Below are 26,605 nucleotides of genomic sequence, written 5' to 3'. Positions count from 1 at the left end.
GCTGCGCGGGGAACCCTCAGCGGGAGAAGGCGAGCCGGCCGGCGACGATCGTGGCCAGCGGGCGCACGGAGCGCAGGTGCTCGGCCGCCTCACGAGCCGGCGCATCCCCGGGGGCCGGATCGGCGAAGGGATCCTCCTCCAGCAGCACCACGTCACCACGACCGCCCACGGCGAGCTCGGCGACGCCGTCGGTCGAGGCGGCGAGCGCCTCCCGCGGCGTGAGCTGCTGCTCGGCGTGCCAGGCCGGCCGCGTATCGGCGCTGCGGTGCACGGCGGCGGCCATGGCGAGCCACGGATCGATCGGCGCGACCGGCGCATCGGAGCCGAAGGCCAGCGGGACGCCCGCCCGCAGCAGGTCGCGGAAGCGGAACGCATGCCCGTCCTGACCGGGCCACAGCTCCGCGGTCGCATCGCGGTCATCGAGCAGATGGGCGGGTTGCACGGAGGCGATCGTGCCGAGGCGCGCCATCGCCGCCACGTCCGGATCGGCGAGCATCTGCGCGTGCTCGAGACGGGAGCGGCGGATGCCGACGCGGGCGAGCACCTCGAGCGCCAGCTGCGCGGCCGCATCGCCGATCGCATGCACGGCCGCGTCGAGCCCCCGCTGCTGCGCGCCCCGCAGGAGCTCCTCGAGAGCGGCCTCGTCCACGTTGAGCACGCCCCGGCCCTGTGCCGAGCTGCCCTGGACGTCATAGGGATGGCGGCAGTAGGCGGTCCGCGAGCCCAGCGATCCGTCGAGGATCACCTTGAGCGGCCCCACCTCGACCAGGCCGGAGGAGCCGACAGGTGAGCCCGATGGGCCCGGGACCCGGGTGAGGCCGGAGGCGTACGTCGCCGTGCGCACCCGCACCCGTGCCTGCCGACGCGCCCAGCGTGCATGGTTGTCGCCCCATTCCATGTCGACCAGGCCCACGACCCCGCGGGACAGCGCCTCGCGCTGGAGGTGGTCGACGCCCGCCTCCAGCCCCGCCGACACCCCCGGCAGGTCGTCGAGATGCGCGATGGCGTCGAACCACTCGTCCTCGGCGACGATGCCGCGCCGCGGCGGCAGTCCCAGCCCCGCGAGGGCCGGGGTGTTCATCCAGGCGTGGTGGGCGTCGCCGCCGATCAGGACGATCGGGACCGCGGCGCTGACGGCGTCGAGCGCGGCGACCGTCGGCGGGTCCGGGAAGTCGACCAGCCGATGCCCGAAGCCGACCAGCGTGCCGTCCTGCCGCGTCCGCAGCGCGGCGGCGGCCAGCCGGACGCAGTCCGCGGCGGAGGCCGCCCCGGAGGTGTCCAGCCGTGCATGGCCCTGCGCGCTCTGGCCGACGTGCACGTGCTGATCCCACAGCCCGGGGATCGCGACCGCACCCGCCGCATCGTGCACCTCCTCGCCGGGACGCGGCCGGAGATCTGGGGCGAGCTCGGCGATGATCCCGTCCTCGACGCGCAGATCGCAGAGGCGGGAGGACAGACGCAGGGAGCGGATCAGCACCGCAGCACCCTATCCGAGCAGCCGGGCCCCGTCCCGGTCGTAGACCAGCCGCTCATGACGGCGATCCTCGCGGCCCTGCCAGAACTCGACGGTGTCCGGGACGACCCGCCACAGCCGCCAGTCCCCGGGGGCGACGCCCTCGCGCGCGGCGGGGCTGCGGGCGGCGAGATCCGCCGCCGTCTCCCCGGCATCGGCCTCGCGGACCGGCCCGCGCACCCGCACCGAGCGCAGCAGCGCCGGCCACCAGAACGTCAGCGCCGCCGTCGGCGCCGCGGCGAGCTGGCGGCCCTTCGTGCTCGAGGCCGTGCTCGCGAAGGCCCAGCCGCGGGCGTCGACGTCCTTGAGGATCAGCACGCGCGCATCGGGGACCCCGTCCTCGCCGAGGGTCGCGACGGTCATGGCGTGCGGCTCCGGAACCCCGGCCGCGATCGCTTCCTCGAGCCATGCGCGGAACAGGTCCTCGGCGCGGACCGGAGGGGAGGTCGGCAGCGGGCCCGGGGCGGTCCCGGTCAGGGCGGGCAGGGAGCGCAGCAGATCACGGATGCTCATGCCCCGAGCCTGCCCCATGGCCATGACGGCTGTCACGGGCCGGTCGTGACAGCGGGCCGATCCGCCCCGCGTCCCGGTCCGGAAGGCTGGGGCCATGATCACCAACCAGCCCCCGGATCAGGCGCCCGCCGTGCAGATCACCGGCGTCACCAAGCGCTTCGGCTCCCTCACCGCCGTGGACCGCGTCGACCTCGACATCCCCGCTGGCCAGGTCCTGGCCCTGCTGGGACGCAACGGAGCCGGGAAGTCCACGCTCATGGAGATGATGCTCGGCATCGTCCGGCCCGATGCGGGCGCCGTCCGCATCGGCGGCCGCAGCCCGCAGGATGCGAGCCGGCACGGCGCCATCGGCGCGATGCTCCAGAACGGCGTGCTCATGGACGAGGAGACGGTGCGGTCGATGCTGCGTCTGCTGCGCTCCCTGCACGCCCGCCCCCTCCCGCTCGACGAGGTCGCCGAGCGCGCCGACATCACCGACCTCATGTCCCGTCGCATCGGCAAGCTCTCCGGCGGCCAGAAGCAGCGGGTCCGCTTCGCCATCGCCCTGCTCGGAGACCCGGACGTGATCCTCCTGGACGAGCCGACGGTCGGCATGGACGTCGAGACCCGCCTGTCGTTCTGGCAGCGGATCCGGCACGTCTCCGCGAGCGGCCGCACGATCGTGCTCGCCACCCACTACCTGCAGGAGGCCGAGTCGGAGGCCGAGCGCGTCGTCGTCCTGGACGCGGGGAGCATCATCGCCGACGGCCCGGGCGCCGAGATCACCCGCTCCGTCGCGGGCCGGCGCCTGCGCGTGGTCGGCCCGGACGCCGCCGAGGTCGCCCTGCTCCCGGGGGTCACGGAGGCCGTCGTCGACGGCGACGGCGTGCTCGCCCGCTGCACCGACTCCGATGCCACCCTGCGTGCCCTCCTGCTCGCCCACCCGGGCGCCCACGGCATCGAGGTCAGCCCGCCCAGCCTGGAGGACGCCTTCCTCCGCCTCACCGAAGGAGCCCACGCATGACCACCGCCGACCTGACGCCCGCCGCCCCCTCGGATCTCGCCCGCGCCGCCGCCTACGCCCTCCACTCGGTGCGCATCACCCTGCACCAGGTGCCCTTCGTCGTGTTCACGATCGCGCTGCCGGTCGGCATGTACCTGCTGTTCGCGATGATGTTCGGCGACGAAGGAGGCGGCGCCGCCCGCGCCGGGATCATGGTGAACATGGCCGCCTACGGTGGGCTCGGCGCCGCCATGAACGCCGGCGCCCGCATCCAGGACGACCTGCGCACCGGCTTCCTGCGCCAGCTCATGGTCGCCGGCATCACCCCGCGCGGCTTCCTCGCCGGCTCCCTCGCCTCCGCGAGCGCGATCGTGCTGCCGGCGCTGATCGCCGTGTTCCTGGTGGGGGCGCTCACCGGCGTCGACCTCGCGCCGGGACGCATGGTCGCGGGCATCGCCGTGCTGTGGCTGGGGCTGCTGCCCGCGATCCTCATCGGCCTCGTGCTCGGGATGTTCCTGCGCGGCAGCGCCGCGAGCGCGGGCAGCGTCGTCGCGATGATGCTGCTCGCGATCGCGGGCGGCCTGTGGATGCCGCTGTCGATGTTCCCGTCCTGGATGCAGACCATCGGCCACGGCCTGCCGACCCACTGGCTCAGCCAGGCCGGGATCTGGGCTCTCGGCGGGACCGGCTTCCCCGTCACGGGCGTGCTCGTGGTCGGCCTCTGGGTCCTCGTGCTCGGCGGCATCGTGCTGCTGGGGATGCGGAGGTCCCAGGGCGGCGCCGGCCGATGAGCGAGACTTGTCCCGTGGCAGAGAGACCCGTGACCCTGCGCGGCATCCACCAGGCCGCCCGCGAGACGGGCGGCCTGGTCTTCGCGGCGCCCTCGCTGATCTACCTGGCGCTCGTCATCGGTTTCGGGTTCGCCTACGGACCGCTGGGGCCGATGATCCTCGCGACCGCGATCCTGCTCGTGTACGGATACCTGTTCCTGTACGCCTGCGGCATCGCCCTGTACCCGCTGCGGCTGCGGATCCGCTGGTACGCGGCGAGCTGGCTGATCATCCTCGTGCTCATCCCGATGATGGGGCCGATGGTGGCCTATCTCGTCGTCTTCCAGGCGATGATCCACGTGCTGGTGCTGCCGTGGCGCCCCGCCGTCCCCACCCTGATCCCGATCGCGGCCGCGGCGGGCGTCGTCGGCCTCGTGATCGGCGAGATCATGCTCCCGATCCTCGCCGTCGTCGGGCTGCTCATGGCCCTCGGCGTCGGATCCGGCATCCAGCGGGAGCGGCTCTCCCGTCGTCTCGAGGCCGCCGAGCAGCGCAACGCCGTGCTCGCGGTCGCCGCCGAGCGCGAGCGCATCGGCCGCGACCTCCACGACATCCTGGGGCATTCGCTGACCACCATCACGGTCTCCGCGCAGCTCGCCCAGCGCCTGGTCGAGGCGGATCCGGGGGCCGCGCGCGAGCAGCTCGCGCAGATCGAGCAGATCTCCCGGCAGGCGCTCGCCGACGTGCGCACCACCGCGAGCGGCATGCGCACCGTGCGCGCGGCGACGGAGATCGCGGCCGCCCGCAGCGTCCTCGAGGCCGCCGGCATCCGGGCCGATGTCCCCTCCGCCCTGCCCACGCTCGACGACGCGCGCGCCGAGCTGTTCGGGTACGCGATCCGCGAGGGCGTCACCAACGTGGTGCGGCACTCCCGGGCCGGCCGGGCGAGCATCGTGCTGGGGGAGGACCGGGTCGAGGTCGCCGACGACGGCACCGGCATCCCGCCCGGGGCGACCCGGACCGGCCTCGACGGCCTGCGCGAACGTGTCGAGCAGGCGGGGGGTCGTCTGCAGGTGGACTCGACGCCCTCGGGCACGCAGCTGGTGGTGACCCTGCGATGATCCGCATCGCCGTGGCCGATGACCAGTCGATCCTGCGGGCGGGCCTGGTCGCGCTGCTCCGCCTCGAGGCGGACCTCGAGGTGGTGGGGGAGGCGTCCGACGGTGCCGGGACCCTGGAGCTCGTCGAGCGCACCGACCCGGACGTGCTGCTGCTGGACGTGCAGATGCCCGCGGGGCGGGGCAGGGACGGCGCGCCCGGCCCGGACGACGGCATCGACGTCGCTGCGCGCCTGCGCGGGGCGGGCCGCGCGCGCCCCCGCATCATCGTGCTGACCACCTTCGGCCGTGCCGGCTACCTGCGCCGCACGATGGAGACGGGGGCGGAGGGGTTCATGGTCAAGGACGCCCCGGTCGAGCGGCTCGTCGACGCGATCCGGCGGGTGCAGCAGGGTCTGCGGGTCGTGGATCCCGACCTCGCCGCCCAGTCCCTGTCGGTGGGCCCCAGCCCGCTGACCGCGAAGGAGACCGAGGTGCTGCGCGCCGCCGCCGCGGGAGGCTCGACCGCGCAGATCGCCGCCGAGCTGTTCCTGTCCGAGGGCACCGTGCGCAACCACATCTCCTCCGCGATCGGGAAGATCGGGGTCGCCACCCGCGCCGAGGCGGTGCGCGGGGCCACCGAGAACGGGTGGATATGAGCGGGCGCCCGGCGAGCCGGCGGGGATAGTCTGCCTGCGTGCACGCCATCGTCGAGGTCCTGGGGCTCCTGATCGGGATCTCCGTTCCCGTCTTCGCGATCGCCTCGATGCTCTCGATGGGCCTGCGCACGCCCGTCGAGACCTTCGCCGCCCAGCTGCGGGACCGGCGGTCCGTGCTCGCGGTCGCCGCCGTGAACTTCCTGCTGGTCCCCGCGGTCGGCATCGTGCTGCTGGATCTGCTGAGCGATCTCGCGACCGTGGGGGTGCTGGAGGGGATGGTGCTCGTGCTGTGCGCTGCCGGGGCTCCCTTCGTGCTGCAGCTGGGGACCATGGCGCGCGTCCCGTACGAGGAGGTCGCCGGGCCGATGGCCGTGCTGCTCGTGGGCACGGTGCTGGTCATGCCGCTGACGGTCCCGTTCCTCCTCGACGGGGTCGAGGTGCGGGTCTTCGATGTCGCGGCCCTGCTGGTGGGGACGATGCTCGCGCCGATGGTCGCGGGCATCGGGATCGGGCATCTGCTGCCGCGGCAGGCCGATGCGCTGGCCCGCACGGCCGGGGGCGTCGCCGCCGTCAGCGCGGTGCTCATGTTCCTGTCCGGCTTCGGCGCGAACTCCGGGCTCGTCGTGGATCTCGTGCTCTCGCCGACGATGCTGCTCGCCGCCGGCCTGGTGGCGCTGGCCTTCGCGGGCGGACGGCTGGCGGGGGCGCTGTCCGGGCCGACGCTCACGGTGGCCGACGGCCCGGCGATCCTCACCAGCCAGCGCAACATCGCCGCGGCCCTGCTGGTGGCGCGCTCCGCCCCGGACCATGACGAGATGGTCGTCGCGGTGCTGCTGGTCAGCGCGGTCGGATTCTGCATGCTCGTGCCGTACGCGCTGGTCACCGGTGCCGTCCGTCGGCATCGGGCGGGGGAGAGGGCGAGCCTCGGAGCGCTCATCGGGATCGCGGAGGCGCGGCGGCGGTAGGCGCTGGTAGGTTCTCGGCGCATGAGCGCAGCGCAGCCCTTCGTGATCGCCGTCGACGCCGGAGGCACCCATACCCGCGTGGGTCTTCTGGACCTGGACGGGCGCCTGATCGCCCAGCATCGGGCGGGCGGAGGCAGCCCGACCCACAACCATGACGCGGCGCGGAACGTGGAGCAGGCGATCCGGGGCGCGCTGCGGACCGCCGGGCTGCGGATCGAGGACGCGGCCGCGCTCGGCGTGGGGACCTCCGGATACGAGCGGGCCGGGTCGACCCAGCATCGGGGCGATGCGGCGAACGCCTGGGTCGAGGAGGTCTACGGCCTTCCTGGCCTGGACTGTCCGCGCGTGATCGTGAACGACGCGGTGATCGCGCATCGCGGGGCGCTCGAGGGCCGGGCGGGGATCGTCGTGGTCGCGGGGACGGGGTCGATGATCCTCGCGATCGACGAGCAGGGCACGGAGATCGAGAGCGGGCAGTTCGGGCACTACGCCGGTGCTGCCCGGCACCTGGTCCACGAGGCGCTGCACCGGATCCTCGCGGAGGAGGCGGAGGCCGAGGACCTGCTTCTCCCGCGGGTCCTCGAGCACTTCGACGCCCGTGACGTGGCGGGTCTGCGCCGCGCCCTGCTCGTGCTCGGGGCCCAGGACCGCAACGAGGCGAAGCGGCGTCACGGTGCCCTGGCTCCGGCCGTCACCGAGCTCGCGGGCAGCTCGCTCGTGGCCGATGCGGCGATCGCCCAGCTCGCGGCGAAGACGGTCGACGGCATCGCGCTGCTCGCCCCGATGGTCGCGGCCGACCCGGTCCCCGTGGCGCTGGTGGGCTCCCTCGCGCAGACCGAGGCGTTCTCGCGGGCGGTCGGGCGGCGCCTGCGGGAGCGGGGCACGGGCGCGGTCCTCGTCCCGGCGGCCGCGGATCCGCTGCACGGCGCGGCGCTGCTCGCGATCGCCTGCGCCCGCTCCGCGACGGCCCCCGCCGGGGGATCGCCCGGAGGGCCGGCGGGCATGGCGTGATCTGTACGCTCGGCGTCCGCGCAGCCGCTGGTGCGGGACGCGGACCTGCGATGGGGTGGAGCCATGATGCAGCAGCGACAGGAAGACGCCCGCCGGACCGGGGACGGAAGCGCCGGTGACGCCGACTACGAAGCGATCGGGCCCGGCTATTCGACCTACCGGCGTCCGGAGCCGACGTTCGTCGACGCCATCCGAGCAGCCCTCGGGGACGCGCAGACCCTGCTGAACGTCGGGGCGGGAGCCGGATCGTACGAGCCGCGCCATCTCGAGGTCACCGCGGTCGAGCCCAGCGCAGTGATGCGGGCGCAGCGTCCGGCGGGCGCGGCCCGGGCGGTCGATGCGGTCGCGGAGGACCTCCCCTTCCCCGAGGCCGCCTTCGACGCCGTGCTGGCCTCCTTCACGGTGCATCAGTGGCAGGACCTGTCCCGGGGGCTGCGGGAGGCCCGGCGGGTCGCTCGCGGACCGGTCGTGATCCTGACCTGCGATCCCGCCGCTCTCCGGCGCTCCTGGCTCGTGGACTACGCGCCCGAGGTGATCGCGACCGAGGCCCGTCGCTATCCCGCGATCGCGGATCTCGTCGCGGGGATCGGCGGCGCGGTGACGGTTCAGGGGCTGCCGATCCCGCTGGCATGCGTCGACGGGTTCTCCGAGGCCTACTACGGCAGGCCGGAGCTGCTCCTGGATGCCGGTGCTCGCCGTGCGAACTCGGCGTGGAGCTTCGTCGGCCCGGAGGTCGAGGAGCGCTTCGAGCGGCGGCTCCGGGCGGATCTCGCCTCCGGAGCATGGGACGAGCTCCACGGGGCGCTGCGCACGCGCCCGACCTTCGACGGGTCCCTGCGGCTCCTCGTGGCCCGGCCGCCGGCGGCATGACCGTCCTGTCGCAGGGACGGCAGCGCGCTAGATTCACCTCCATGGGAGACGTCCGCGATCACCGGGTGGCCGTGCTCGTCCTGGAAGGGGCGAAGGCGCTCGACGTCGGGATCGCCGCGCATGTCTTCGCGAAGAGGCCGAGCATGCCGTACGAGGTCCGGGTCTGCGGCGAACGTGCGGGAACCGTCGACGGATGGAACGGCCTGGCGTACGCGGTCGGCCATGATCTCCGCGCGCTCGCCTGGGCGGACACCGTGCTCGTTCCGGGCTGTCGGAATCCGGCCGAGGCGTCCGTCCCGCCCGCCGTGCTCGACGCGCTGCGCGCGGCGCATGCGGGCGGCGCCCGGATCGCCGCGATCTCCACGGGTGCCTTCACCCTCGCCGCCGCGGGGCTGCTCGAGGGGCGTCGCGCCACGACGCACTGGCACTACACGCAGGTCCTCCGGGAGCGGCATCCGGAGGTCGAGGTCGACGAGAACGTCCTCTTCGTCGATGCGGGACAGGTCCTCACCAGCGCGGGCGCGGCCAGCGGCATCGACCTCTGCCTGCACCTCATCAGACGGGACCATGGTGTCGCGCTCGCGCACCGCGTCGCGCGGCGGCTGGTCAGCGCTCCGTATCGCAGCGGCGGACAGGCGCAGTACGTCCCCCGCAGCATCCCGGAGCCCCTGGGCGACGCCTTCGCGGCCACCCGCGCGTGGGCGCTGGACCATCTGGACGAGGACCTCACGCTGAGCGCCCTCGCCCGCCAGGCGGGCGTCTCCGCGCGCACCTTCTCGCGACGGTTCCTCGAGGACACGGGCATCACCCCCATGCAGTGGCTCCTGCGGGCCCGTATCGATCGTGCCCGCGAGCTGCTGGAGCGCACCGACCTTCCCATGGCCCGGGTCGCAGAGGCAGCGGGGCTGAGATCCGACACGAATCTCCGTCGGCATTTCGGCACGGTGCTCGGCACCTCGCCCTCGGCCTACCGGGCTGCCTTCCGGGACCGCGGCCGTCCGTGACCGGCCCGCGTCACGGGCCGGCGGCGGACGCGGAGCTCGGCGAACCCCGCTTGCCGGATACCCCCAAGGGGTATATATTCAGGGTGTCGGGCCCGCTCGGGGCCACCTGGAGGAAGGAATCCCATGACCGTCACCGATTACACCGTCACCGGCATGACCTGCGGCCACTGCGAGTCCGCGGTGCGCGAGGAGGTCGGCCAGCTCGCCGGCGTCACCGGCATCGAGGTCAGCGCCGCCACCGGGGCGCTGCGCGTGACCAGCGAGCCCCCCCTCGACGACGCCGAGGTCATCGCGGCCGTCGACGAGGCGGGGTACGCCGCGTCCCGCGCCTGAGCACCAGGGCGCCGCGGCGGGCAGGAGAGGAACACGGGGAGGAACGAGGAACGGCCATGCAGATCGCACCGACCACCATCGATCTCGAGATCGGCGGGATGACCTGCGCTTCGTGCGCGGCGCGCATCGAGAAGAAGCTCAACCGCGTCGACGGCGTCACCGCGAGCGTCAACTATGCGACCGAACGGGCGAGCGTGCAGGTCGACGGTGATATCGGCGCGCAGGAGCTCATCGAGGTCGTCGAGCGCACGGGGTACACCGCGCAGCTCCCGCCGCCCCCGGCCGGGCCTGCGGGGACCGATGACCCCGCAGCAGGAACCGCCCCCGCGGACCCGGAGCTCGCGGCGCTGCGCACCCGCCTGATCGGTGCGGCGGCCCTCTCGATCCCCGTCATCCTGCTCGCGATGATCCCGGCGATCCAGTTCGACTACTGGGGCTTCGCCTCCCTCGTCCTCGCGGCGCCCGTGGTCCTCTGGGCCGGCTGGCCGTTTCACCGGGCCGCGCTCATCAACGCCCGCCACGGCGCGGCGACCATGGACACCCTCGTCTCGATCGGCACGACCGCAGCCTTCGTCTGGTCCGTGATCGCGCTGTTCCTGGGCGGAGCCGGCATGCCCGGCATGCACCACGAGCTGAGCCTGACCCTGTCCCGCTCCGGCGGTCTCGACAGCATCTACCTCGAGGTGGCCGCGGGCGTCATCACCTTCGTCCTGCTGGGGCGGTACATCGAGAAGCGCTCGAAGCGGCAGGCGGGGGCCGCGCTGCGCGCCCTGCTCGAGCTGGGCGCGAAGGACACGGCCGTGCTGCGGGACGGCCGCGAGGTCTGCATCCCCACGGAGCAGCTGGTGGTCGGCGACGAGTTCGTGGTCCGCCCCGGCGAGACCATCGCCACCGACGGCGTGGTCGTCACCGGCAGCAGCGCCGTGGACGCCTCCATGCTCACCGGTGAGTCCGTGCCCGTCGAGGTCGCCCCGGGCGACGCCGTCACCGGTGCCACCGTGAACGCGGGCGGGCGCCTCGTCGTCCGCGCGACGCGCATCGGCGCGGACACGCAGCTGGCCCGCATGGCGAAGCTCGTCGAGGACGCGCAGAGCGGCAAGGCGCAGATCCAGCGCCTCGCCGACAGGGTCGCGGGCGTGTTCGTCCCGATCGTGCTGGTCATCGCGCTGGGCACGCTCGTGACCTGGCTGCTGCTGGGCGCCGGACCGGTCATGGCCTTCACCGCGACGGTGGCCGTGCTCATCATCGCCTGCCCCTGCGCGCTGGGCCTGGCCACGCCCACCGCCCTCATGGTCGGCACCGGGCGCGGCGCCCAGCTGGGCATCCTCATCAAGGGCCCCGAGGTCCTCGAGTCCACGCGCGCCGTCGACACGATCCTGCTGGACAAGACCGGCACCGTCACCACGGGCACCATGACCCTGCAGGGCGTGCACCTCGCCCCCGGCACCGATCGCACGGAGCTGCTGCGCCGGGTCGGCGCCCTCGAGGCCGCGAGCGAGCACCCCATCGCCCGGGCGATCACGCGCGGGGCCGAGGCCGAGCTCGGACCGCTGCCCGAGGTCGACGGCTTCACCAGCCGCGCCGGGCTCGGCGTGCGCGGCACCGTCGAGGGCGTGGAGGTCGAGGCGGGTCGCGACATCGCGGCGACCATCGGCCCCGAGCTCGAGGCCGCCGAGTCCGCAGCCCGCGCCGCCGGTCGCACCGCAGTGCGCGTGGCCTGGGACGGACAGGTCCGCGGGCTCCTCGAGGTGGCGGACGAGGTCCGTCCCACGAGCGCCGCCGCCATCGCGCAGCTGCGTGCCCTGGGCCTCGAGCCCGTGCTGCTGACCGGGGACCACGAGGCCGTCGCGCAGCAGGTCGCCTCGCAGGTCGGCATCGACCGGGTGATCGCGGGCGTGCTCCCCGAGGGCAAGGTCGAGGCGGTCCGCGCCCTGCAGACCGAGGGCAGGACGGTCGCGATGGTCGGCGACGGCGTGAACGACGCCCCCGCTCTCGCCCAGGCCGATCTGGGCCTCGCGATGGGCAGCGGGACCGATGTGGCGATCGAGGCCGCGGACATCACGCTGGTGCGCGCGGACCTCCGCTCCGCGGCCGATGCCATCCGCCTGTCCCGGCGGACGCTCGGCACCATCAAGGGCAACCTGTTCTGGGCCTTCGCCTACAACACCGCCGCGATCCCGATCGCCGCGCTGGGCCTGCTGAACCCGATGCTGGCGGGGGCCGCGATGGCGTTCTCGAGCGTGTTCGTGGTGACCAACTCCCTGCGTCTGCGGACGTTCCGGGTCCGCGAAGCCGAGTAGCCTTCTTCTCCGTGTCCTCCCTCCTGCGGATCATCCGCTTCACCCGTGATCTGAGCCCTCTCTACCTCGCGGTCATCGCCTGCTCGGTGCTGACGGCGGCGACCACGCTGGCCGTGCCGTTCCTCATCGGGCGAGCGACGGACACGGTGGCCGGGGCGGTAGGAGGGAGCATCGGAGCCGACGCCGCGGTCCGCACCGTGCTCCTGCTGGCGCTCGCGGTGCTGGCCGCGGAGCTGGCGACGACCGTGATCGCGAACGTCGGCGGCTGGTTCGGCGACGTCATGAGCAACCGGATGCGCACCATCCTCTCGGTGCGCTACTACGACAAGCTCCTGCACCTGCCGCAGCGCTGGTTCGACACCGAGATCACCGGGACGATCGTCGCCCGGCTGAACCGCTCGATCGCGGAGGTCACGAACTTCGCGAAGACCATGTCGAACTCCTTCGCCTCGATGCTCATCACGACCGCGGCGGTGCTGGTCATCAGCGCCTGGTACGCGTGGCCGCTCGCGCTGCTGCTGCTGGCGATCTTCCCGATCTACGTGTGGCTGACGGCGCTGACCTCCAAGAAGTGGCAGCGCCTCGAGGGGGAGAAGAACGAGCAGGTCGACATCGCCTCGGGACGCTTCGCCGAGGTGATCGGCCAGATCCGGGTCGTGAAGTCCTTCGTGCGCGAGCGCGGGGAGCTCGAGGACTTCTCCCGCCGCTTCGGCTCGACCGACGCGACCACCCGCGCCCAGTCCACCCACTGGCACCGCATGGACGTGCTGCGCCGCTCCGTCCTGAACCTCGTGTTCTTCGGGATCTACGCGATCATCTTCGTGCGCACGGTGCAGGGTCACTTCACGCTGGGGGAGATGGTGCTGCTGGTGCAGCTGATGGGAATGGCCAAGTCGCCGGTGGAGTCGATGAGCTGGGTGATCGACTCCTCCCAGCGGGCGATCGCCGGCTCCACGGACTACTTCCGCGTCATGTCCACGCCCGATGATCCGCGCACCGCGGCCCTGCCGGGAGCGGCCCGCACGCTGACGCCGGTCGCGGGCGCTCCCGCCCTCGCCTTCGAGCACGTCGACTTCGCCTACGAGGCCGATGAGCAGGTCCTGCACGACATCGACTTCACCCTCGCGCAGGGGGAGCGGATCGCGCTGGTCGGCGAGTCCGGCGGCGGCAAGTCCACGATCGTGAACCTGCTGCTGGGCCTGTACGAGCCGGGGTCGGGCCGGATCCGGGTGGGAGGGCACGATGCGCGCGAGATCCCGATCGAGCAGCTGCGCGGCGGGATCGGCGTCGTCTTCCAGGACGCGAGCCTGTTCTCCGGGACGATCCGCGAGAACATCGCCTACGGGCGGCCGGGCGCGAGCGAGGAGGAGGTCCGCGAGGCCGCTGTGCGCGCGAACGCCGACGCCTTCATCGGCCGCTTCCCCGGCGGCTACGACCAGCTGATCGGCGAGCGGGGGCTGAAGCTCTCCGGCGGGCAGCGCCAGCGCATCGCGGTCGCCCGCGCGATTCTCAAGGACGCACCGATCCTGGTCCTGGACGAGGCGACCTCGGCGCTCGACACGAAGGCGGAACGGCAGGTCCAGAAGGGGCTGGACGAGCTGATGGCGGAGAGGACCTCGCTGATCATCGCGCACCGTCTCTCCACGATCGCGGGCGTGGACCGGATCATCACCCTGCGCGACGGGCACATCGACGAGATCGGCACGCCCGCGGAGCTCGCCGCCTCGGGCGGGATCTACGCCCAGCTGCTCGCCCTGCAGAACTCCGGCAAGACGAAGCAGCTCGCGAGGTTCGACATCACGGGCTGAGCGGACACGGGCTGATCGGCTCCGCTCTGGGGCCATCCGGCTCGCGGCGGTTACGATGTGCCCCGTGACACAGCGCACCGCAGGGTGCGGACACCGACCAGACGGGGGCAGGACATGGGCTTCATCCAGGCGTTCAAGGGCGCGATCTCGGGAATGTTCGCGGACCAGTGGAAGGACTTCCACACGGTCCCGCGGGGCGTTCCGGCGACCGCGGCCCTGTTCCCCTCGGTTCCTCAGGGCCAGAACGCGGGCCGCGGCTCGAACGTGCGCGGCTCGGAGAACATCATCTCCAACGGCTCGAAGATCCTCGTGCCGGAGGGGTACGGCCTGATCACGATCGTGGACGGCAGGGCGACGGGCTTCATCGCGGAGGCCGGCGGCTACGAGTTCCGCGCCGACTCGCAGGACTCGCAGTCGATCTTCGCGGGCGACGGCCTGGTCAGCCCGACGATCACCACCTCCTGGGAGCGCTTCAAGTTCGGCGGGCGACCGTCCTCGCAGCAGCTCGCCTTCTTCGTGAACCTCAAGGAGATCCCCGACAACCGCTTCGGCACCCAGTCGGAGATCTACTGGGACGACGCCTACCTGAACACGCAGGTCGGCGCGCTGACCCGCGGCTCCTACACGATGCGGATCCTGGACCCGCTCCTGTTCGTGCACAACTTCGTGCCCGCCGCGTACATCACCGCGGGCGCAGGCGTCTTCGACTTCTCCGACGTGGACAACCCCGCGGGCGGTCAGCTGTTCCGCGAGGTCGTCTCCTCGCTGTCCGCGGCCTTCTCCCGGTACGTCAACGACCCCGACAAGGGGAACCGCATCACCCGCATCCAGTCCGATGCGGTGGGCTTCGCCCAGTCGCTCTCCGCCGTGGTCGAGGAGGAGTACCGCTGGTCCAGCGATCGCGGCCTCGCGATCATCAAGGTCGCGATCGCGGCCATCGAGTACGACCAGCGCACCCGCGAGCTGCTCGCGGACGTGCAGAAGGCCGATGCGCTCTCGGGCGCCCGCTCCCAGTCCTTCGTCAACCAGGCGGCGGCCCGCGGCGTGCAGGCGGCGGGGGAGACCGGCGGCGGCGCGGGTCTGGCCATGTTCGGTGCCGGCATGGGCGCGGCGGGCGGCATGGTCCGCCCCCTCGACCAGCAGCCCGCCCCGGCCCCCGCGGCCCCTGCGCCGGCCGCTCCTGCACCGGCGGCGCCGGCCGCTGCCCCGGACCCGGTGGCACAGCTCGCGCAGTACAAGCAGATGCTCGATCAGGGCCTCATCTCCGCGGAGGACTACGAGGCCGCGAAGAAGAAGGCCCTCGGGCTCTGAGCATGGACGCTGGTCAGGGGTGGGAGCTGCCGCCTGCGGCCGCTCCCGCCCCGCTGCCGGCCCTCGGCGCGGAGACCCGCCAGGCGCTCGCCCGCGGGCCGCAGGTCGTGGACACGCAGCGGCCCGTCGCGGACGGCCTGGACAAGTGCCCCCGCTGCGGGAGCACCGACATCGCCTACAGCATCACGCTGCGCGCGCTGTACTGCAGCGACTGCCGCAGCTGCTGGAACGAGCCGGGCGCCGAGCGCGCCTTCGGCCTCGATGCGCCGATCATGGCGCTGCGCGGGCATCAGCTCGGCTCGGCCGTGATGGATGTGCGCGAGGACGCGAGCCTGATGACGCTGCGCTGCCAGGGCTGCGGGGCGGAGATCATGCTGCGGGTCGCCGAGCAGCTGCAGGTCCGCTGCCACTGGTGCCGACAGAAGCTCTCGGTGTCCACGCAGGTCGCGACCGGGGCGGTGCCCGACGGCATCCTCCCGTTCACGATCTCCCGCGAGGACGCGGTCGCCCGGATCGCGTCCTTCATCGGGTCCCGTCGGCGGTATGCCAGGTCCTTCGTGACGGAGCACTTCCGGCCGGAGAACGTGTTCGGGGTGTACATCCCGTACCTCGTCGTGGACGGCAACGTGCACGCCGAGCTGCACGGCAAGGGCGAGGTCACCACCCGCACGTACCAGGTCAAGCAGGGCGACACCTACGTCACGTACCACGATGCGCACGTGCATCAGGTCGACCGGTCCTTCGACCTGCTCATCGACGATCTGGCCGTGGGGTCCTCGCAGCGCTTCACCGGGAACGTCGCGCACGTGACCAATCATGTGGTGCGGGCTCTTGCCCCGTACGACACGGAGAACGCCGTCGTGTTCTCGAGCAACTACCTCACGGGCTTCTCGACGCAGCGCCGCGATCTCGATGTCACGGATGTCGACGACGAGGTCGAGAACCGCTTCCTCGCGATCGCCCGGACGCGCCTCGAGCCGACGATCGCGGGCTACGACCGCGGCGTGCGCTGGGAGCACGAGGGCGTCGCCGTGCGCGGAACCCGCTGGGTGAGCGTGCTCGTGCCCGTGTGGCTGTACAGCTACAGCCCGCCGGAGGGGCCGCAGGCCGGGACGCACTACATCGCCGTCAACGGGCGCAGCGGCATCACCCAGGGCTCCGTGCCCGTCTCGAGCGGGAGGATCTGGCTCGACGCATGCATCCCGGGCGGGATCGTCGCCGGGGCCCTCGGCGCGCTGGGCCTGCTCCTCATGATCCTCGGGGCGGTGAGCACATGATCGTCCTCGGGCTCGGCCTGGTCCTCCTGGGCGGCCTCGCGGGTCTCGTCACGACGCTGATCGTCCACTCCGTGATCTCCTCGCGCAACCGCGACCTCGTGGTGCGCTACCGGTACGAGGTCGGCACGGACACGGCGGTCGCGAACCTCCGCAGCGGCGACGAGCTGGTGGGGGAGAACAACCGGCAGCGCAGCACCACCATCTCGGCGATGAACAGCACCTCCCCGCTGGTGCGCGTGCAGAAGATCCAGGTCCGATGACCGCCCGCGGCGAGGCGGACGCGATCGTCGTCGGGGCCGGCCTCGCCGGTCTCGTCGCGGCCCGCGAGATCGCCGAGGCGGGGCTCGAGGTGCTGCTGCTCGAGCGGGAGGGCGCCCAGGACCTGGGCGGGCAGGCTTGGTGGAGCTTCGGCGGGCTGTTCCTCGTCGACACCCCGGAGCAGCGGCGGCTCGGCGTGCGCGACTCCCTCGAGCTGGCCCGGCAGGACTGGTTCGGCTCGGCCGGCTTCGAGGGCCCCGACGATGCCTGGCCGCACGCCTGGGCGGAGGCCTTCCTGCGCTTCAGCGCCGGCGAGGCGCGCTCCTGGCTGCGGGAGCTCGGCCACCGGATCTTCCCCGTGGTCGGATGGGCCGAGCGCGGGGACGGCACCGCGCAGGGGCACGGCAACTCGGTGCCCCGTTTCCACATCACCTGGGGGACCGGCCCGGGCGTCGTCGACCCCTTCCTGCGCCGCGTCCTCGCGCATCCGCGGATCCGGGTCCTGACCCGGCACGCCGTGCACGGCCTGATCCGCGAGGAGGGAAGGATCGTCGGCGTCCGCGGCGACGTCCTCGAACCCGATGCGAGCCCCCGCGGCGTCGCATCCTCCCGCGAGACGGTGGGGGACTTCGAGATGCGGGCGGGGGCGGTGGTGCTCACCACCGGCGGGATCGGCGGAGACGAGGCGCTCGTGCGCCAGCACTGGCCCGCCGAGCTCGGCACCATGCCCCGGGACGTCCTGCACGGCGTCCCCGCCTCGGTCGACGGCGAGGGTCTGCTGCTCGGCGCGGCAGCGGGCGGCCGCTGGATCCACCCGCAGCGCATGTGGCACTACACCGAGGGCGTCGCGAACTGGGATCCCGTCTGGCGCGGTCATGGCATCCGGATCCTCCCGGGGCCGTCCTCGCTGTGGCTCGACGCCCATGGCAGACGCCTCCCCGCCCCTGCGTTTCCCGGGTTCGACACCCGCGCGACCCTGCGCCACCTGCGGACCGCGGCGACGGGCGCGGAGACGCGGCACCCCGGTCCCCGGGACCATTCGTGGTTCATCCTCACCCCGCGCATCCTCGAGAAGGAGTTCGCGCTCTCGGGCAGCGAGCAGAACCCCGATCTCACCGGACGGGACTGGCGCAGGGTCGCCGCGCGGCTGCGCCCCGGCCCCCCGCCGCCCGTGCAGGCCTTCCTCGACCATGGCGAGGACTTCCTGCGCGCCGACACGGTCCCGGAGCTCGTGACGCAGATGAACGCGCTGGTCGGCGAGGACCTGCTCGACGCCGGCCAGGTGGAGACCACGATCCGTGCCCGCGACGCGGAGGCCGCGGGCCGCCTGACCAAGGACCAGCAGATCATGGCGATCCGGGCCGCCCGCGGGTATGTGGGGGACCGCCTGATCCGGACCGCCGCGCCGCATCGGCTGCTCGATGCGTCCGCGGGCGGGCTGATCGCGGTGCGCCTGAGGACGCTGCTGCGCAAGACCCTCGGCGGTCTCGAGACGGACCTCGAGGGGCGGGTCCAGCAGGACGGAGGGACGGCGCTGCCGGGGCTGTATGCCGCCGGCGAGGTCAGCGGATTCGGCGGAGGCGGCTACCACGGCCATAATTCCCTCGAAGGGACGTTCCTGGGCGGCTGCCTCTTCTCCGGCAGACAGGCCGGGCGGGGCGTCGTGCAGGACCAGCGGGGATCAGGACCAGGGATTCAGGCATGAAGGAGCGGGGACGATGAGCGAGCACCAGCAGCCGCCGCAGCAGGGCGGCCACCAGTTCCCGCCGCCTCCGTGGGCGACGCCTCCAGCGGCGCCCGGCGGCGCCGAGGGAGCACCTCCTGCGGCGCCGACCGACGATCCCGCCGCCGATCTCGCCGAGGCCGTCCAGGAGTCCCTCGCCCCGGACGGTCCGCGCGTGGAAGAGAGGACCCGCCGGCAGAAGGCGCACGGGCTCGACAAATGCCCCCGCTGCGGGTCGAGCGAGATCGCCTACGACATCGCCTCGAGAGCCCTCGTGTGCAGCTACTGCCGGGACACCTTCAACGAGCCCAACGCGCAGGAGACCTTCGGCTTCACCGCGCCGATCCTCGAGCTGCGCGGGACCACGATCGGCGCCGGATCGGAGGACATCGTCGAGGACTCGGGCGTCCTGACGATGAAGTGCCAGGGCTGCGGGGCGGAGGTCGTCATCCGCACGGACGAGACGCTCCAGGCCCGCTGCCACTGGTGCCGCCAGACGCTGTCCGTCGCGACCCAGGTGCCCAACGGGGCGGTGCCCGATGCGGTCCTCCCCTTCACGATCACCCGTGAGCAGGCGATGGAGAAGGTCCGCGAGTTCGTGGGGGCGCGGCGCACCTTCGCCGACCGGCGCTTCCTCGCGGAGTTCACGCCGGAGAACGTGTTCGGCGTGTTCATGCCGTACCTCATGGTCGATGCGAACATCCATGCCGAGCTCGTCGGCACCGGCGAGGACACGGTCCGCACCTACACCGAGCGGGTCGGATCGGGGGACAACGCGGAGACCCGGACCTACCACGACGTCGACGTCTACCAGGTGGGACGGAAGTTCGACCTCCTCGTCGACGACCTCGCCACCCAGTCCTCGACCCGCTACCACCGCGACAACAACACCATGTCGACGAACTACGTGCTGCGGGCCATCCAGCCCTTCGACACGGAGGACGCCCTGGTGTACAACCCGGGCTACCTCACGGGCTTCAGCTCGGAGAAGCGCGACCTCGACATCGGCGACATCGACCAGGAGGTGGTCGACAAGTTCCTGTCGATCGCCCGGGCCCGGGCGCTTCCGACGCTGGGCCGCTACGACCGCGGGGTGCGCTGGGAGGGCGAGGGCGTGGGCATCCGCGGCACCCGCTGGGTCGCCGTGCTGCTGCCGGTGTGGCTGTACTCCCAGTACGACGGCCAGCTCTCCCACTACGTCGCCGTCAACGGCCGCACCGGGCAGACCATGGGGTCGATCCCCATCAGCCAGCCCCGCGCGATCGGGGCGTCGTGCGCGGTCGCCGCGGTCGTGACCGCGCTGAGCGTCGCCATCACCGTCGGCGCCCTGTTCTTCTGAGGTTCTTCTGAGCCCGACTCTCGAAGGAGTCCCCCATGATCACGGATCTGCTCCCGCTGATGGCCGATGGGCCGATGCTCCTCGCCGAGGGCGGTGACGAGGGCGGCGGCGGGATCCTCGCGATCCTCGCGGCCGGCCCCGTCTCCGGCGTGCTCGTCTACATGGGCATCTACTCCCGCTACCGCAACAAGGACAAGCGCTACCGCTTCGAGAGCGAGGCGAAGGTCGACGTCGGCAACATGATGGTCCACGACCAGAAGGTGAACCACCGCCGCCGGGTCACCGGTCGCCGCATGGACGGCGGCAACGAGTCCGAGCACCTCCAGCGCGTCCAGCAGATGCGGCTCGAGGGGTAGGGTCAGCCGATCCCGGGCACCAGCATCGCGGAGAAGTCGTGCTCTCCGCGGCCCGCCGTCTGCTGCTCCTCGAGGGAGGCGAGCGCCGCCGCGACCGCGGGCAGGTCCCCGGCGGTGGCGAGCATGAGCCGCGCGTCCTTCGCGATCGCGTTGACGCTGAAGTCACCGCCCTCGGTGCTGCGCTCGCCGCGCACGAAGGGGCCCTTCATCCCGGCGATGAAGGCGAGACCCGTCCCCTGCAGCATCGCCAGCACGTCCTCCGGCGCCGTCCCGGTGGCCTCGCCGAGGGCGAGCGCCTCCCGCAGCCCCTGCGCGCTCACGGCCAGGGCGAGGTTCGCGAGCAGCTTCCCGACCGCGGCCTGCGGCGCCGAGGCGACGCCGTGCAGGCGCTCGGGATCCGCCCAGGGCGCCACGAGGGCGAGGGCCTGCTCCCGCAGCGCCGCATCCGCGGTGCCGACGTACACCCCGAGCATGCCCGCCCGCGCCGGGCCCAGGGAGCCGACGACCGGGACGCCCACATAGGTGGGGACCGCGGCCGCGAACTCCTCCGCGTCCGCCGGGGAGACGGTGGTCGTGTCCAGCCACGGCACTCCGGCGGGGATGAGCGCGGCCTCCACGACGGTCTCCCGGACCGCATCGGGGCCGAAGAGCGAGGAGATCACGAGCTCCGCGCCCGCGACCGCCTCCACCGGGGAGGCGGCCCGCACCGCCCCCGCCTCGACCAGGCGCTCCGTCTTGGACGGCGTGCGGTTCCACACAGTGAGCTCATGATCCGGGAGCAGGTGCAGGGCGAGCTCGGTGCCCATGCGGCCGGTGCCGAGGAATGCGATTCTCATGGCCCCGAGTCTGCCAGCCGCGGCAGGGCCCCGCCTTTCCTTCTCCGGAGGAAGCTGTGCACAATGGGAGGCATGTCGCCCCGCATTTCCCGCCGTTCCGCCATCGCCGCCGCCGCCACCGGCGCCACGGGCCTCGCCCTGAGCTCCGTCGAGGCGCTCGCGCAGCCCGCGTTCGGCGGGTGGGGTCAGCAGCTGGACGTGCGGGTCGCGACCCTGGACGCGGGCCTGTCGCGCGCGGCCGGCGGGGCGCTGGTCGCAGCCCTCCACACGCGCGGGGACGCGCGGGCGCGGAAGATCGCGAAGATCGTCCAGATCAACAACCCGGACATCCTGCTGCTGAGCGGGATCGACCTGGACCATGACGGCGCCGCCCTCGACCTCCTGCGCCGCAACTATCTCGAGGTCTCCCAGGACGGCTCGACCTCCGTGCACTACCCCTACGCGTACACCGGTCCGGGGGCTGCGGACCCGGTCGCGGAGGCGCCCGCCTTCCCGGGCCAGAACGGGACGGCGGTCCTGTCCCGGTTCCCCATCCGGGAGAGGGACGTGCGCACCTTCCAGCGGCTTCCCTGGAGGTCGATGCCGAGCAACCTGTTCCCCGAGAGCCACTACGGCGCCGAGGTCGGCACGACCATGCCGCTGTCCTCGACAGCCCACTGGGACGTGCCCGTGACGGTGGGCTCCTCCGTGATCCACCTGCTGGTCAGTCGACCCGTGCTGCCTCTCGAGGACGGGCCGGAGCGACGTCTGGCCCGCCGCAACCATGACGAGCTCCGCTTCTGGGCGGACTATCTCACCGGCGGATCCCGCGCCTCCTGGATCCGGGACGACGCGGGTCGCGCCGGCGGACTCGAGGCCGATGCCTCCGCCCTCGTCCTCGGCACCCTGGGCACGGATCCCGATTCGCGCATCGCGTGGACCGGGGCGGCCGCCCAGCTGCTGGATCATCCGCGGCTGCAGGACACGCATCCGCGCAGCGACGGCGCCATGGAGGCGGCGGCAGGTCCGGGCACCGGCACCGAGGCCGAGCGGACCGCGAGCTTCGCCCCTGCTCCCGAAGGACCCGGCGACCTGCGGGTGGACTATGTCCTGCCGACCTCGGACCTCGATGTCATCGCCTCCGGCGTGTTCTGGCCTCGTCGCGGCGACAGCGGTGCCGCGCTGCTGGACGCGACCGCGCATCGGCTCGTCCGTCTGGACCTGCGCGTCGACTCCTGATCCCGGAGGTCCCTGCCGCGACCCGGGCGTAGGCTCGTGCCATGTCGCCGAAGATCGCCCCCGTCATCGACCTGCCCGAGCTGATGTCCCTCCTGGAGGGTCGCGAGGGCTCCGCCCCGGTGCGTCTGCTCGACGTGCGCTGGGCCCTGGACGGCTCCAAGGGCCGCAGCACCTACCTCGCCGGGCATCTGCCGGGCGCGGTGTACATCGACCTCGAGACCCAGCTGGCCGCTCCGGCGTCCCCGCAGGCAGGACGGCACCCGTTGCCCGCGGCCCGGGACCTCGTGGCGACCCTTCGCGGCGCCGGCGCCGACGAGGGCATGATCTTCGTCGGATACGACGACACCGACGGCTCCCAGGCGGGTCGGCTCGTGTGGATGCTGCGGGCGCTCGGCCTCGAGGCGGCGCTGCTGAACGGCGGGCTCTCCGCCTGGGACGGCGAGCTCGCGACCGATGACGTGACCCCGCCCGCAGGGGACCTCGCCGAGCGGGACTTCGCGCAGGCCCAGCTCGCGAGCATCGACGAGGTCGCCGCGGCCGCGGTGCCGGTGGTCGACGCCCGCGCCCCCGAGCGCTACCGGGGCGACGTCGAGCCGGTGGACCCGCGCGCCGGGCACGTGCCCGGCGCGATCAACCTGCCGTTCGCCGGGAACGTCGACGAGACCGGTCGCTTCCTGGCCCCGGAGGCGCTCGCCGCGCGCTTCGCGGGCGCCGGCCTCGACCCGCAGGAGGAGGTCATCGTCTACTGCGGATCGGGCGTGACCGCGACCCACGACCTGCTCGCCCTGCAGCGCGCCGGCTACACGCGGGCTCGCCTGTTCCCCGGCTCGTGGTCGCAGTGGAGCGCCGATCCGGAGCGTCCCGTCGCGAGCGGCGCGCAGCCCTGAGAGGGTGCCGCGAGCACGCCTCGCGGCGTCAGCCGCCGTTCTTCCCGAGGTCCACGTGCGCCCGGATCGCGGCGACGATCGCCGGGACGTCGGCATCGTCCCGGCCCAGCACCGCGGCCCAGATCGGGACCATCTCCTCGTGGTACGAGTGCCCGTGCCCGCCGGGCATCGTCACCGACAGCGGCATGTCCGCCGCGACCTGCCAGAACGTGATCCACGGGAACCACTGCATATGGCGGGTCACATCGCGCCCGGCCTTCTCCCGCAGCCAGTCCGGGGCCTCCCACAGCAGGGAGGGCCGCCACCACACGATCGGGTCGGAGGCGTGCTGGGCGTAGACGATCCGCGGTGCCTCCCATGGCAGGTACAGGCCGTCGTAGAAGTCGGTCTCCAGATCCGCGGGCGTCGTCACGAAGCGGATATGCCGGCCATGGTCGATGACCGGGGCGATCGCGGGGGAGCCGGCGCGGCGACCCCGCGTGAGGGTCCGCCAGATCGGCGTGAAGCCCGGCGTGCCCGTCCACACGGCCCCGTCGACGCCGCGCAGCATCTCCGCCGGGTCGCGGAAGGCGGCATGCCCGCCGTAGGAGCCCAGGGACTCCCCGGCCACGAACAGGCGTGGACGGCGCTCCTGCGGCATCCGGTCCAGCCTCTCGCGCACCGCCCGGAACAGCAGCATCCCCGCCAGGCGCGGGGCATGCCGGTCCAGCACGGCGCTGAGCGCGCTGGTGTACACCGAGTACTGCAGGGACGCGGTCGCGCAGTCCCCGCCGGTGAGGAACTCGATCGCGGACAGCGACCACTCCTGCAGCCACCCCGTGCCCGTTCCCGTGAACAGGACGAGCACCTCGCGATCCCATGCCCCCGTGCGGTCCAGCTCCGCGAGGACGGCCTCGACCGCCTCCGGCAGGCCGCGGCTGCTGGACCGGCCCGCGTACACGCGGATCGGCTCGTGCGCGGGAGCGCCGATGGTCCCGGCGATCACCGAGGGCTCGGCCCCGCCGGCGACGATCCGCCGGCCCGATGCGCCGAGCGAGGCCCACGACTGGCTCGACTCCCGTGAACCGGAGCGCAGAGCCGAGACCGGGCGACGCACCTCCGGGGAGATCAGGCGGTTCGCGGCCTCCGCCTTCTCGATCGCCTGCTCGAGCAGCCGCCCGCGGATCAGGCGTTCGAGCAGCACCGCGACCGTCGCCGCCGTCAGCGAGATCGAGACGACGCCGAGCACCCGCGCCGGCAGGTAGGGGCGCAGCACGGCCCGGTACATGCGCCCCGTGCCGACGGCCGCCCGCACCGAGACGAGAGCCCCGAGCGCCAGACCGAGCCCCCCGACCGCCCCGACCCCCGCCGTCGCCACGTTCTTCGGCTCGCGACCCACCAGATGGCTGATCTCGCGCTGCCGGAGCACGCCGCGCATCCAGCTGTACGCCGTGATGCCCACGAGCGCGGCCCCGCCCAGCCAGCGGGCCCGGCTGCGCAGCTCCGGGATGATCCCGACGCGCACGCCCAGGGCCTCGGCGGTGTGCTGGATCGCGCGGGAGACGACGACCCCGCTCGCGTACCCGTACATCTGCGAGAGCCCGATGTTGACCGCCCACATCCACCACGTGCGTGGGAGCAGCGACGGAGAGGTCGCGACCCAGCTCGCGATGCTCGCACCCAGGAAGCCTCCGCTGTCCAGCGCCCGGGTCACCTCCTGGCGACGGCTGCGGCGCGTCAGGCGCGTGGTCGTCGTGAGAGCGGCGAGGAGGGACGCGACAGAGCGGCGGATCGATCGCATGAGGCGACCCTATCGGACGGTCCCCGCGGCCCTGCGTGGCCGTTCCTGCCGCCGCCGCTCCGTGCGACGTAGCCTGGCAGGCATGAAGATCCTGCTTCCGGACACCATGCCGCTCTCGCCCGCCCTGCCCGAGGGGTGGGAGCCCGTCGTCGTCGACGCGCGGGCCGAGATCCCCGCCGAGCACCGCGACGCCCGCGCCCTCGTCGTCTGGGGCCCCTCGCGCCGTCACCTCGCCTCCGCCGCGAGCTCGCTCCCGGACCTCGAGATGATCCAGTCCCTGTCCGCGGGGATCGACGCGATCGAGGCCGCCGGCTTCGCCCCCTCGGTGCGCATCGCCGCCGGGGCCGGCCTGCACTCCGCGACGGTGAGCGAACACGCCCTCGCCCTCATCCTCGCCCTCGTGCGCCGGCTTCCCGAGAGCGCGGCCGCCCAGGAGCGCCATGAGTGGTCGCGAGAGCTGGGCGGCGTCCAGGAGCTGCACCCCGCCGACCGGATCACGACCCTGCTCGGCGCGGACGTGCTGATCTGGGGATTCGGCGAGATCGGGCAGACGCTCGCCCCGATCCTCCGCTCCCTGGGCGCGACCGTGCGCGGCGTCGCCCGCAGCGCGGGGGAGCGCAGCGGCTTCGAGGTGATCGCCGAGGCCGACGTCGCCGCCGCTCTCCGCGGCACCGACGTGCTCGTGAACATCCTCCCCGCGACCGCCGCGACCCGGCACGCCGTCGACGCGGACGTCTTCGCCGCCCTCCCGGACAGGGCCCTGTTCGTGAACGTGGGGCGCGGCGACACCGTCGACCAGGAGGCGCTGCGGACCGCCCTGGAGACCGGGCAGATCCGCGCGGCCGCGATCGACGTCACGAGCCCCGAGCCGCTGCCCGCCGAGGACCCGCTGTGGGACGCGCCCCACCTGCTGATCACCCCGCACGGCGCGGGCGGGCGTCCCGTCGGGGCCGATGCCCGGATCGCCGAGAACCTCGCCGCCCACGTGGCCGGCCGACCCCTCTACGCGGAGGCGCCGCGGGGCTGAGCCCGCCCGTTCAGCGGATGCTCGGCTCTGCGGGCAGCGCGGCGACGAGGGCCGCGACCGCGGCGGCGGAGGTCTCCGCGACCACCTCGAGCTCGAGGTGGAACTGCTGCCCCGCCGCAGGGCCGCAGAGATCGGAGATCGCGCGCAGCGGGATGAAGGGCACACCCAGCACATCGGCGGTCCGTGCGATCGCGGTCGTCTCCATGTCCGCGGAGACGGCCCCGGGGAACCGCTCCCGCATCGGGGCGGCGAGATCGGCGGTCACGAAGGCATCCCCGGACAGCATGAGTCCCGTGCGGACGGGCGAGCCGCCCGCGGCTGCGGTCGCGGCAGCCACGAGCTCCGGGTCGACGAGGTAGCGCTCGGGGTCGCCCGGGACCTGGCCGGGCGCGTAGCCGAAAGCCGTCGCATCGGCGATCGAGCCGGTCGCGGCCTCGCCGATGACGAGCGTGCCGACCTCGACATCGGCCGCGAGGCCGCCGCAGGAGCCGGCGCTGATCACCAGGCGCGGCGAGGAGACGAGGATCGCCCAGGTCGTGGCGGCGCTGGCCGCCGCCATGCCGATGCCGGTCGTCACGACGACGGCGGGACGGCCCTCGAGCAGGCCGCGGACGGCGCTCACGGCGCGGACGAAGGGAACCGCCAGCTCCTCCGCCTCCCGGAGCCGGGCCCGCAGAGGAGCAGCCTCCTCGGGCATCGCGGCGAGGATCAGGACGGGGGAGGCGGCGGGATCTGCCGCATGGGAACCGGGGCTCATGGAGCCCAGCG

General features: G+C 73.2%; 25 protein-coding genes. 20 read left to right on the top strand and 5 right to left on the bottom strand.

Going from position 1 to position 26,605, the window contains the following annotated elements; genetic code table 11:
* Positions 1–16: 16 nt before the first annotated feature.
* Both ACFFF6_RS15410 and ACFFF6_RS15405 read right to left on the bottom strand, forming a co-directional pair.
* The gene (locus tag ACFFF6_RS15410; protein ID WP_376982315.1) at positions 17–1,477 is read right to left on the bottom strand and encodes an amidohydrolase; all 1,461 of its coding nucleotides are present in this window, start codon (positions 1,475–1,477) and stop codon (positions 17–19) included.
* A 9-nt stretch (positions 1,478–1,486) separates the two neighbouring features.
* Positions 1,487–2,026 (bottom strand): pyridoxine/pyridoxamine 5'-phosphate oxidase, encoded by a 540-nt coding sequence (locus tag ACFFF6_RS15405; RefSeq protein WP_376982313.1) that lies wholly within the window; start codon positions 2,024–2,026, stop codon positions 1,487–1,489.
* A 94-nt stretch (positions 2,027–2,120) separates the two neighbouring features.
* On the opposite strand from ACFFF6_RS15405, the gene ACFFF6_RS15400 reads away from it, so the two are divergent.
* From ACFFF6_RS15400 to ACFFF6_RS15320, 17 genes are all read left to right on the top strand, one after another.
* On the top strand, positions 2,121–3,029 hold the full coding sequence (locus tag ACFFF6_RS15400; RefSeq protein WP_376982311.1) for an ABC transporter ATP-binding protein: 909 nt from the start codon (positions 2,121–2,123) through the stop codon (positions 3,027–3,029).
* On the top strand, positions 3,026–3,799 hold the full coding sequence (locus ACFFF6_RS15395) for an ABC transporter permease (protein ID WP_376982309.1): 774 nt from the start codon (positions 3,026–3,028) through the stop codon (positions 3,797–3,799). Before ACFFF6_RS15400 ends, ACFFF6_RS15395 begins: the two co-directional genes overlap by 4 nt.
* Positions 3,800–3,813: 14 nt before the next feature.
* Entirely contained in the window at positions 3,814–4,899 is a 1,086-nt protein-coding gene (locus ACFFF6_RS15390; RefSeq protein ID WP_376982307.1) for a sensor histidine kinase, read from the top strand.
* The gene (locus tag ACFFF6_RS15385) at positions 4,896–5,534 is read left to right on the top strand and encodes a response regulator (RefSeq protein ID WP_376982305.1); all 639 of its coding nucleotides are present in this window, start codon (positions 4,896–4,898) and stop codon (positions 5,532–5,534) included. Before ACFFF6_RS15390 ends, ACFFF6_RS15385 begins: the two co-directional genes overlap by 4 nt.
* 38 nt (positions 5,535–5,572) lie before the next feature.
* Positions 5,573–6,499 (top strand): bile acid:sodium symporter family protein, encoded by a 927-nt coding sequence (locus tag ACFFF6_RS15380; RefSeq protein WP_376982303.1) that lies wholly within the window; start codon positions 5,573–5,575, stop codon positions 6,497–6,499.
* A 21-nt stretch (positions 6,500–6,520) separates the two neighbouring features.
* On the top strand, positions 6,521–7,510 hold the full coding sequence (locus tag ACFFF6_RS15375; RefSeq protein ID WP_376982301.1) for a BadF/BadG/BcrA/BcrD ATPase family protein: 990 nt from the start codon (positions 6,521–6,523) through the stop codon (positions 7,508–7,510).
* Between the two features lie 63 nt (positions 7,511–7,573).
* Entirely contained in the window at positions 7,574–8,380 is an 807-nt protein-coding gene (locus tag ACFFF6_RS15370; protein WP_376982299.1) for a class I SAM-dependent methyltransferase, read from the top strand.
* A 41-nt stretch (positions 8,381–8,421) separates the two neighbouring features.
* Positions 8,422–9,384 carry a GlxA family transcriptional regulator gene (locus ACFFF6_RS15365; protein ID WP_376982297.1) on the top strand — a complete coding sequence of 321 codons (963 nt, stop codon included), beginning with the start codon at positions 8,422–8,424 and terminating at the stop codon, positions 9,382–9,384.
* A gap of 123 nt (positions 9,385–9,507) precedes the next feature.
* Positions 9,508–9,717: a heavy-metal-associated domain-containing protein gene (locus ACFFF6_RS15360; RefSeq protein WP_376982295.1), complete on the top strand. Its 210-nt coding sequence runs from the start codon at positions 9,508–9,510 to the stop codon at positions 9,715–9,717.
* A 56-nt stretch (positions 9,718–9,773) separates the two neighbouring features.
* Positions 9,774–12,017: a heavy metal translocating P-type ATPase gene (locus ACFFF6_RS15355; protein ID WP_376982293.1), complete on the top strand. Its 2,244-nt coding sequence runs from the start codon at positions 9,774–9,776 to the stop codon at positions 12,015–12,017.
* An 11-nt stretch (positions 12,018–12,028) separates the two neighbouring features.
* Positions 12,029–13,825 (top strand): ABC transporter ATP-binding protein, encoded by a 1,797-nt coding sequence (locus ACFFF6_RS15350; protein WP_376982291.1) that lies wholly within the window; start codon positions 12,029–12,031, stop codon positions 13,823–13,825.
* Between the two features lie 114 nt (positions 13,826–13,939).
* Positions 13,940–15,136: an SHOCT domain-containing protein gene (locus tag ACFFF6_RS15345; RefSeq protein WP_376982289.1), complete on the top strand. Its 1,197-nt coding sequence runs from the start codon at positions 13,940–13,942 to the stop codon at positions 15,134–15,136.
* 2 nt (positions 15,137–15,138) lie between these two features.
* Positions 15,139–16,413 carry a TFIIB-type zinc ribbon-containing protein gene (locus ACFFF6_RS15340; protein WP_376982287.1) on the top strand — a complete coding sequence of 425 codons (1,275 nt, stop codon included), beginning with the start codon at positions 15,139–15,141 and terminating at the stop codon, positions 16,411–16,413.
* The gene (locus ACFFF6_RS15335; RefSeq protein ID WP_376982285.1) at positions 16,410–16,673 is read left to right on the top strand and encodes a hypothetical protein; all 264 of its coding nucleotides are present in this window, start codon (positions 16,410–16,412) and stop codon (positions 16,671–16,673) included. Before ACFFF6_RS15340 ends, ACFFF6_RS15335 begins: the two co-directional genes overlap by 4 nt.
* Positions 16,670–18,376 carry an FAD-binding dehydrogenase gene (locus ACFFF6_RS15330; RefSeq protein ID WP_376982283.1) on the top strand — a complete coding sequence of 569 codons (1,707 nt, stop codon included), beginning with the start codon at positions 16,670–16,672 and terminating at the stop codon, positions 18,374–18,376. The genes ACFFF6_RS15335 and ACFFF6_RS15330 overlap by 4 nt, the downstream gene beginning before the upstream one ends.
* A 13-nt stretch (positions 18,377–18,389) precedes the next feature.
* Positions 18,390–19,733 (top strand): TFIIB-type zinc ribbon-containing protein, encoded by a 1,344-nt coding sequence (locus ACFFF6_RS15325; protein ID WP_376982281.1) that lies wholly within the window; start codon positions 18,390–18,392, stop codon positions 19,731–19,733.
* Positions 19,734–19,768: 35 nt separating this feature from the next.
* On the top strand, positions 19,769–20,089 hold the full coding sequence (locus ACFFF6_RS15320) for a hypothetical protein (protein ID WP_376982279.1): 321 nt from the start codon (positions 19,769–19,771) through the stop codon (positions 20,087–20,089).
* A 2-nt stretch (positions 20,090–20,091) separates the two neighbouring features.
* Here the strand turns inward: ACFFF6_RS15320 and ACFFF6_RS15315 are convergent, their stop codons facing one another.
* The gene (locus ACFFF6_RS15315; RefSeq protein ID WP_376982277.1) at positions 20,092–20,925 is read right to left on the bottom strand and encodes an NAD(P)-dependent oxidoreductase; all 834 of its coding nucleotides are present in this window, start codon (positions 20,923–20,925) and stop codon (positions 20,092–20,094) included.
* A gap of 72 nt (positions 20,926–20,997) precedes the next feature.
* On the opposite strand from ACFFF6_RS15315, the gene ACFFF6_RS15310 reads away from it, so the two are divergent.
* Together ACFFF6_RS15310 and ACFFF6_RS15305 are read left to right on the top strand one after the other, a co-directional pair.
* On the top strand, positions 20,998–22,143 hold the full coding sequence (locus tag ACFFF6_RS15310; RefSeq protein ID WP_376982275.1) for an endonuclease/exonuclease/phosphatase family protein: 1,146 nt from the start codon (positions 20,998–21,000) through the stop codon (positions 22,141–22,143).
* Between the two features lie 41 nt (positions 22,144–22,184).
* Positions 22,185–23,030 carry a sulfurtransferase gene (locus ACFFF6_RS15305; protein WP_376982273.1) on the top strand — a complete coding sequence of 282 codons (846 nt, stop codon included), beginning with the start codon at positions 22,185–22,187 and terminating at the stop codon, positions 23,028–23,030.
* A 28-nt stretch (positions 23,031–23,058) separates the two neighbouring features.
* Here ACFFF6_RS15305 and ACFFF6_RS15300 read toward each other — a convergent pair whose 3' ends face one another.
* The gene (locus ACFFF6_RS15300) at positions 23,059–24,810 is read right to left on the bottom strand and encodes an alpha/beta hydrolase (RefSeq protein ID WP_376982271.1); all 1,752 of its coding nucleotides are present in this window, start codon (positions 24,808–24,810) and stop codon (positions 23,059–23,061) included.
* Between the two features lie 82 nt (positions 24,811–24,892).
* Between ACFFF6_RS15300 and ACFFF6_RS15295 the strand changes: the two genes are divergently transcribed.
* A complete protein-coding gene (locus ACFFF6_RS15295) occupies positions 24,893–25,837 on the top strand; it encodes an NAD(P)-dependent oxidoreductase (protein WP_376982269.1) in 945 nt (314 codons plus the stop codon).
* A 10-nt stretch (positions 25,838–25,847) separates the two neighbouring features.
* Here ACFFF6_RS15295 and mtnN read toward each other — a convergent pair whose 3' ends face one another.
* Positions 25,848–26,594 (bottom strand): 5'-methylthioadenosine/S-adenosylhomocysteine nucleosidase, encoded by a 747-nt coding sequence (gene mtnN, locus ACFFF6_RS15290; RefSeq protein WP_376982267.1) that lies wholly within the window; start codon positions 26,592–26,594, stop codon positions 25,848–25,850.
* Between the last annotated feature and the right edge of the window lie 11 nt (positions 26,595–26,605).

This window comes from Brachybacterium hainanense (assembly GCF_042434575.1).
In the GTDB taxonomy this organism is placed as follows: domain Bacteria; phylum Actinomycetota; class Actinomycetes; order Actinomycetales; family Dermabacteraceae; genus Brachybacterium; species Brachybacterium hainanense.
The sequence above is the reverse complement of the archived record's forward strand: the minus strand, read 5'-3'. Positions and strand labels throughout refer to the sequence as shown.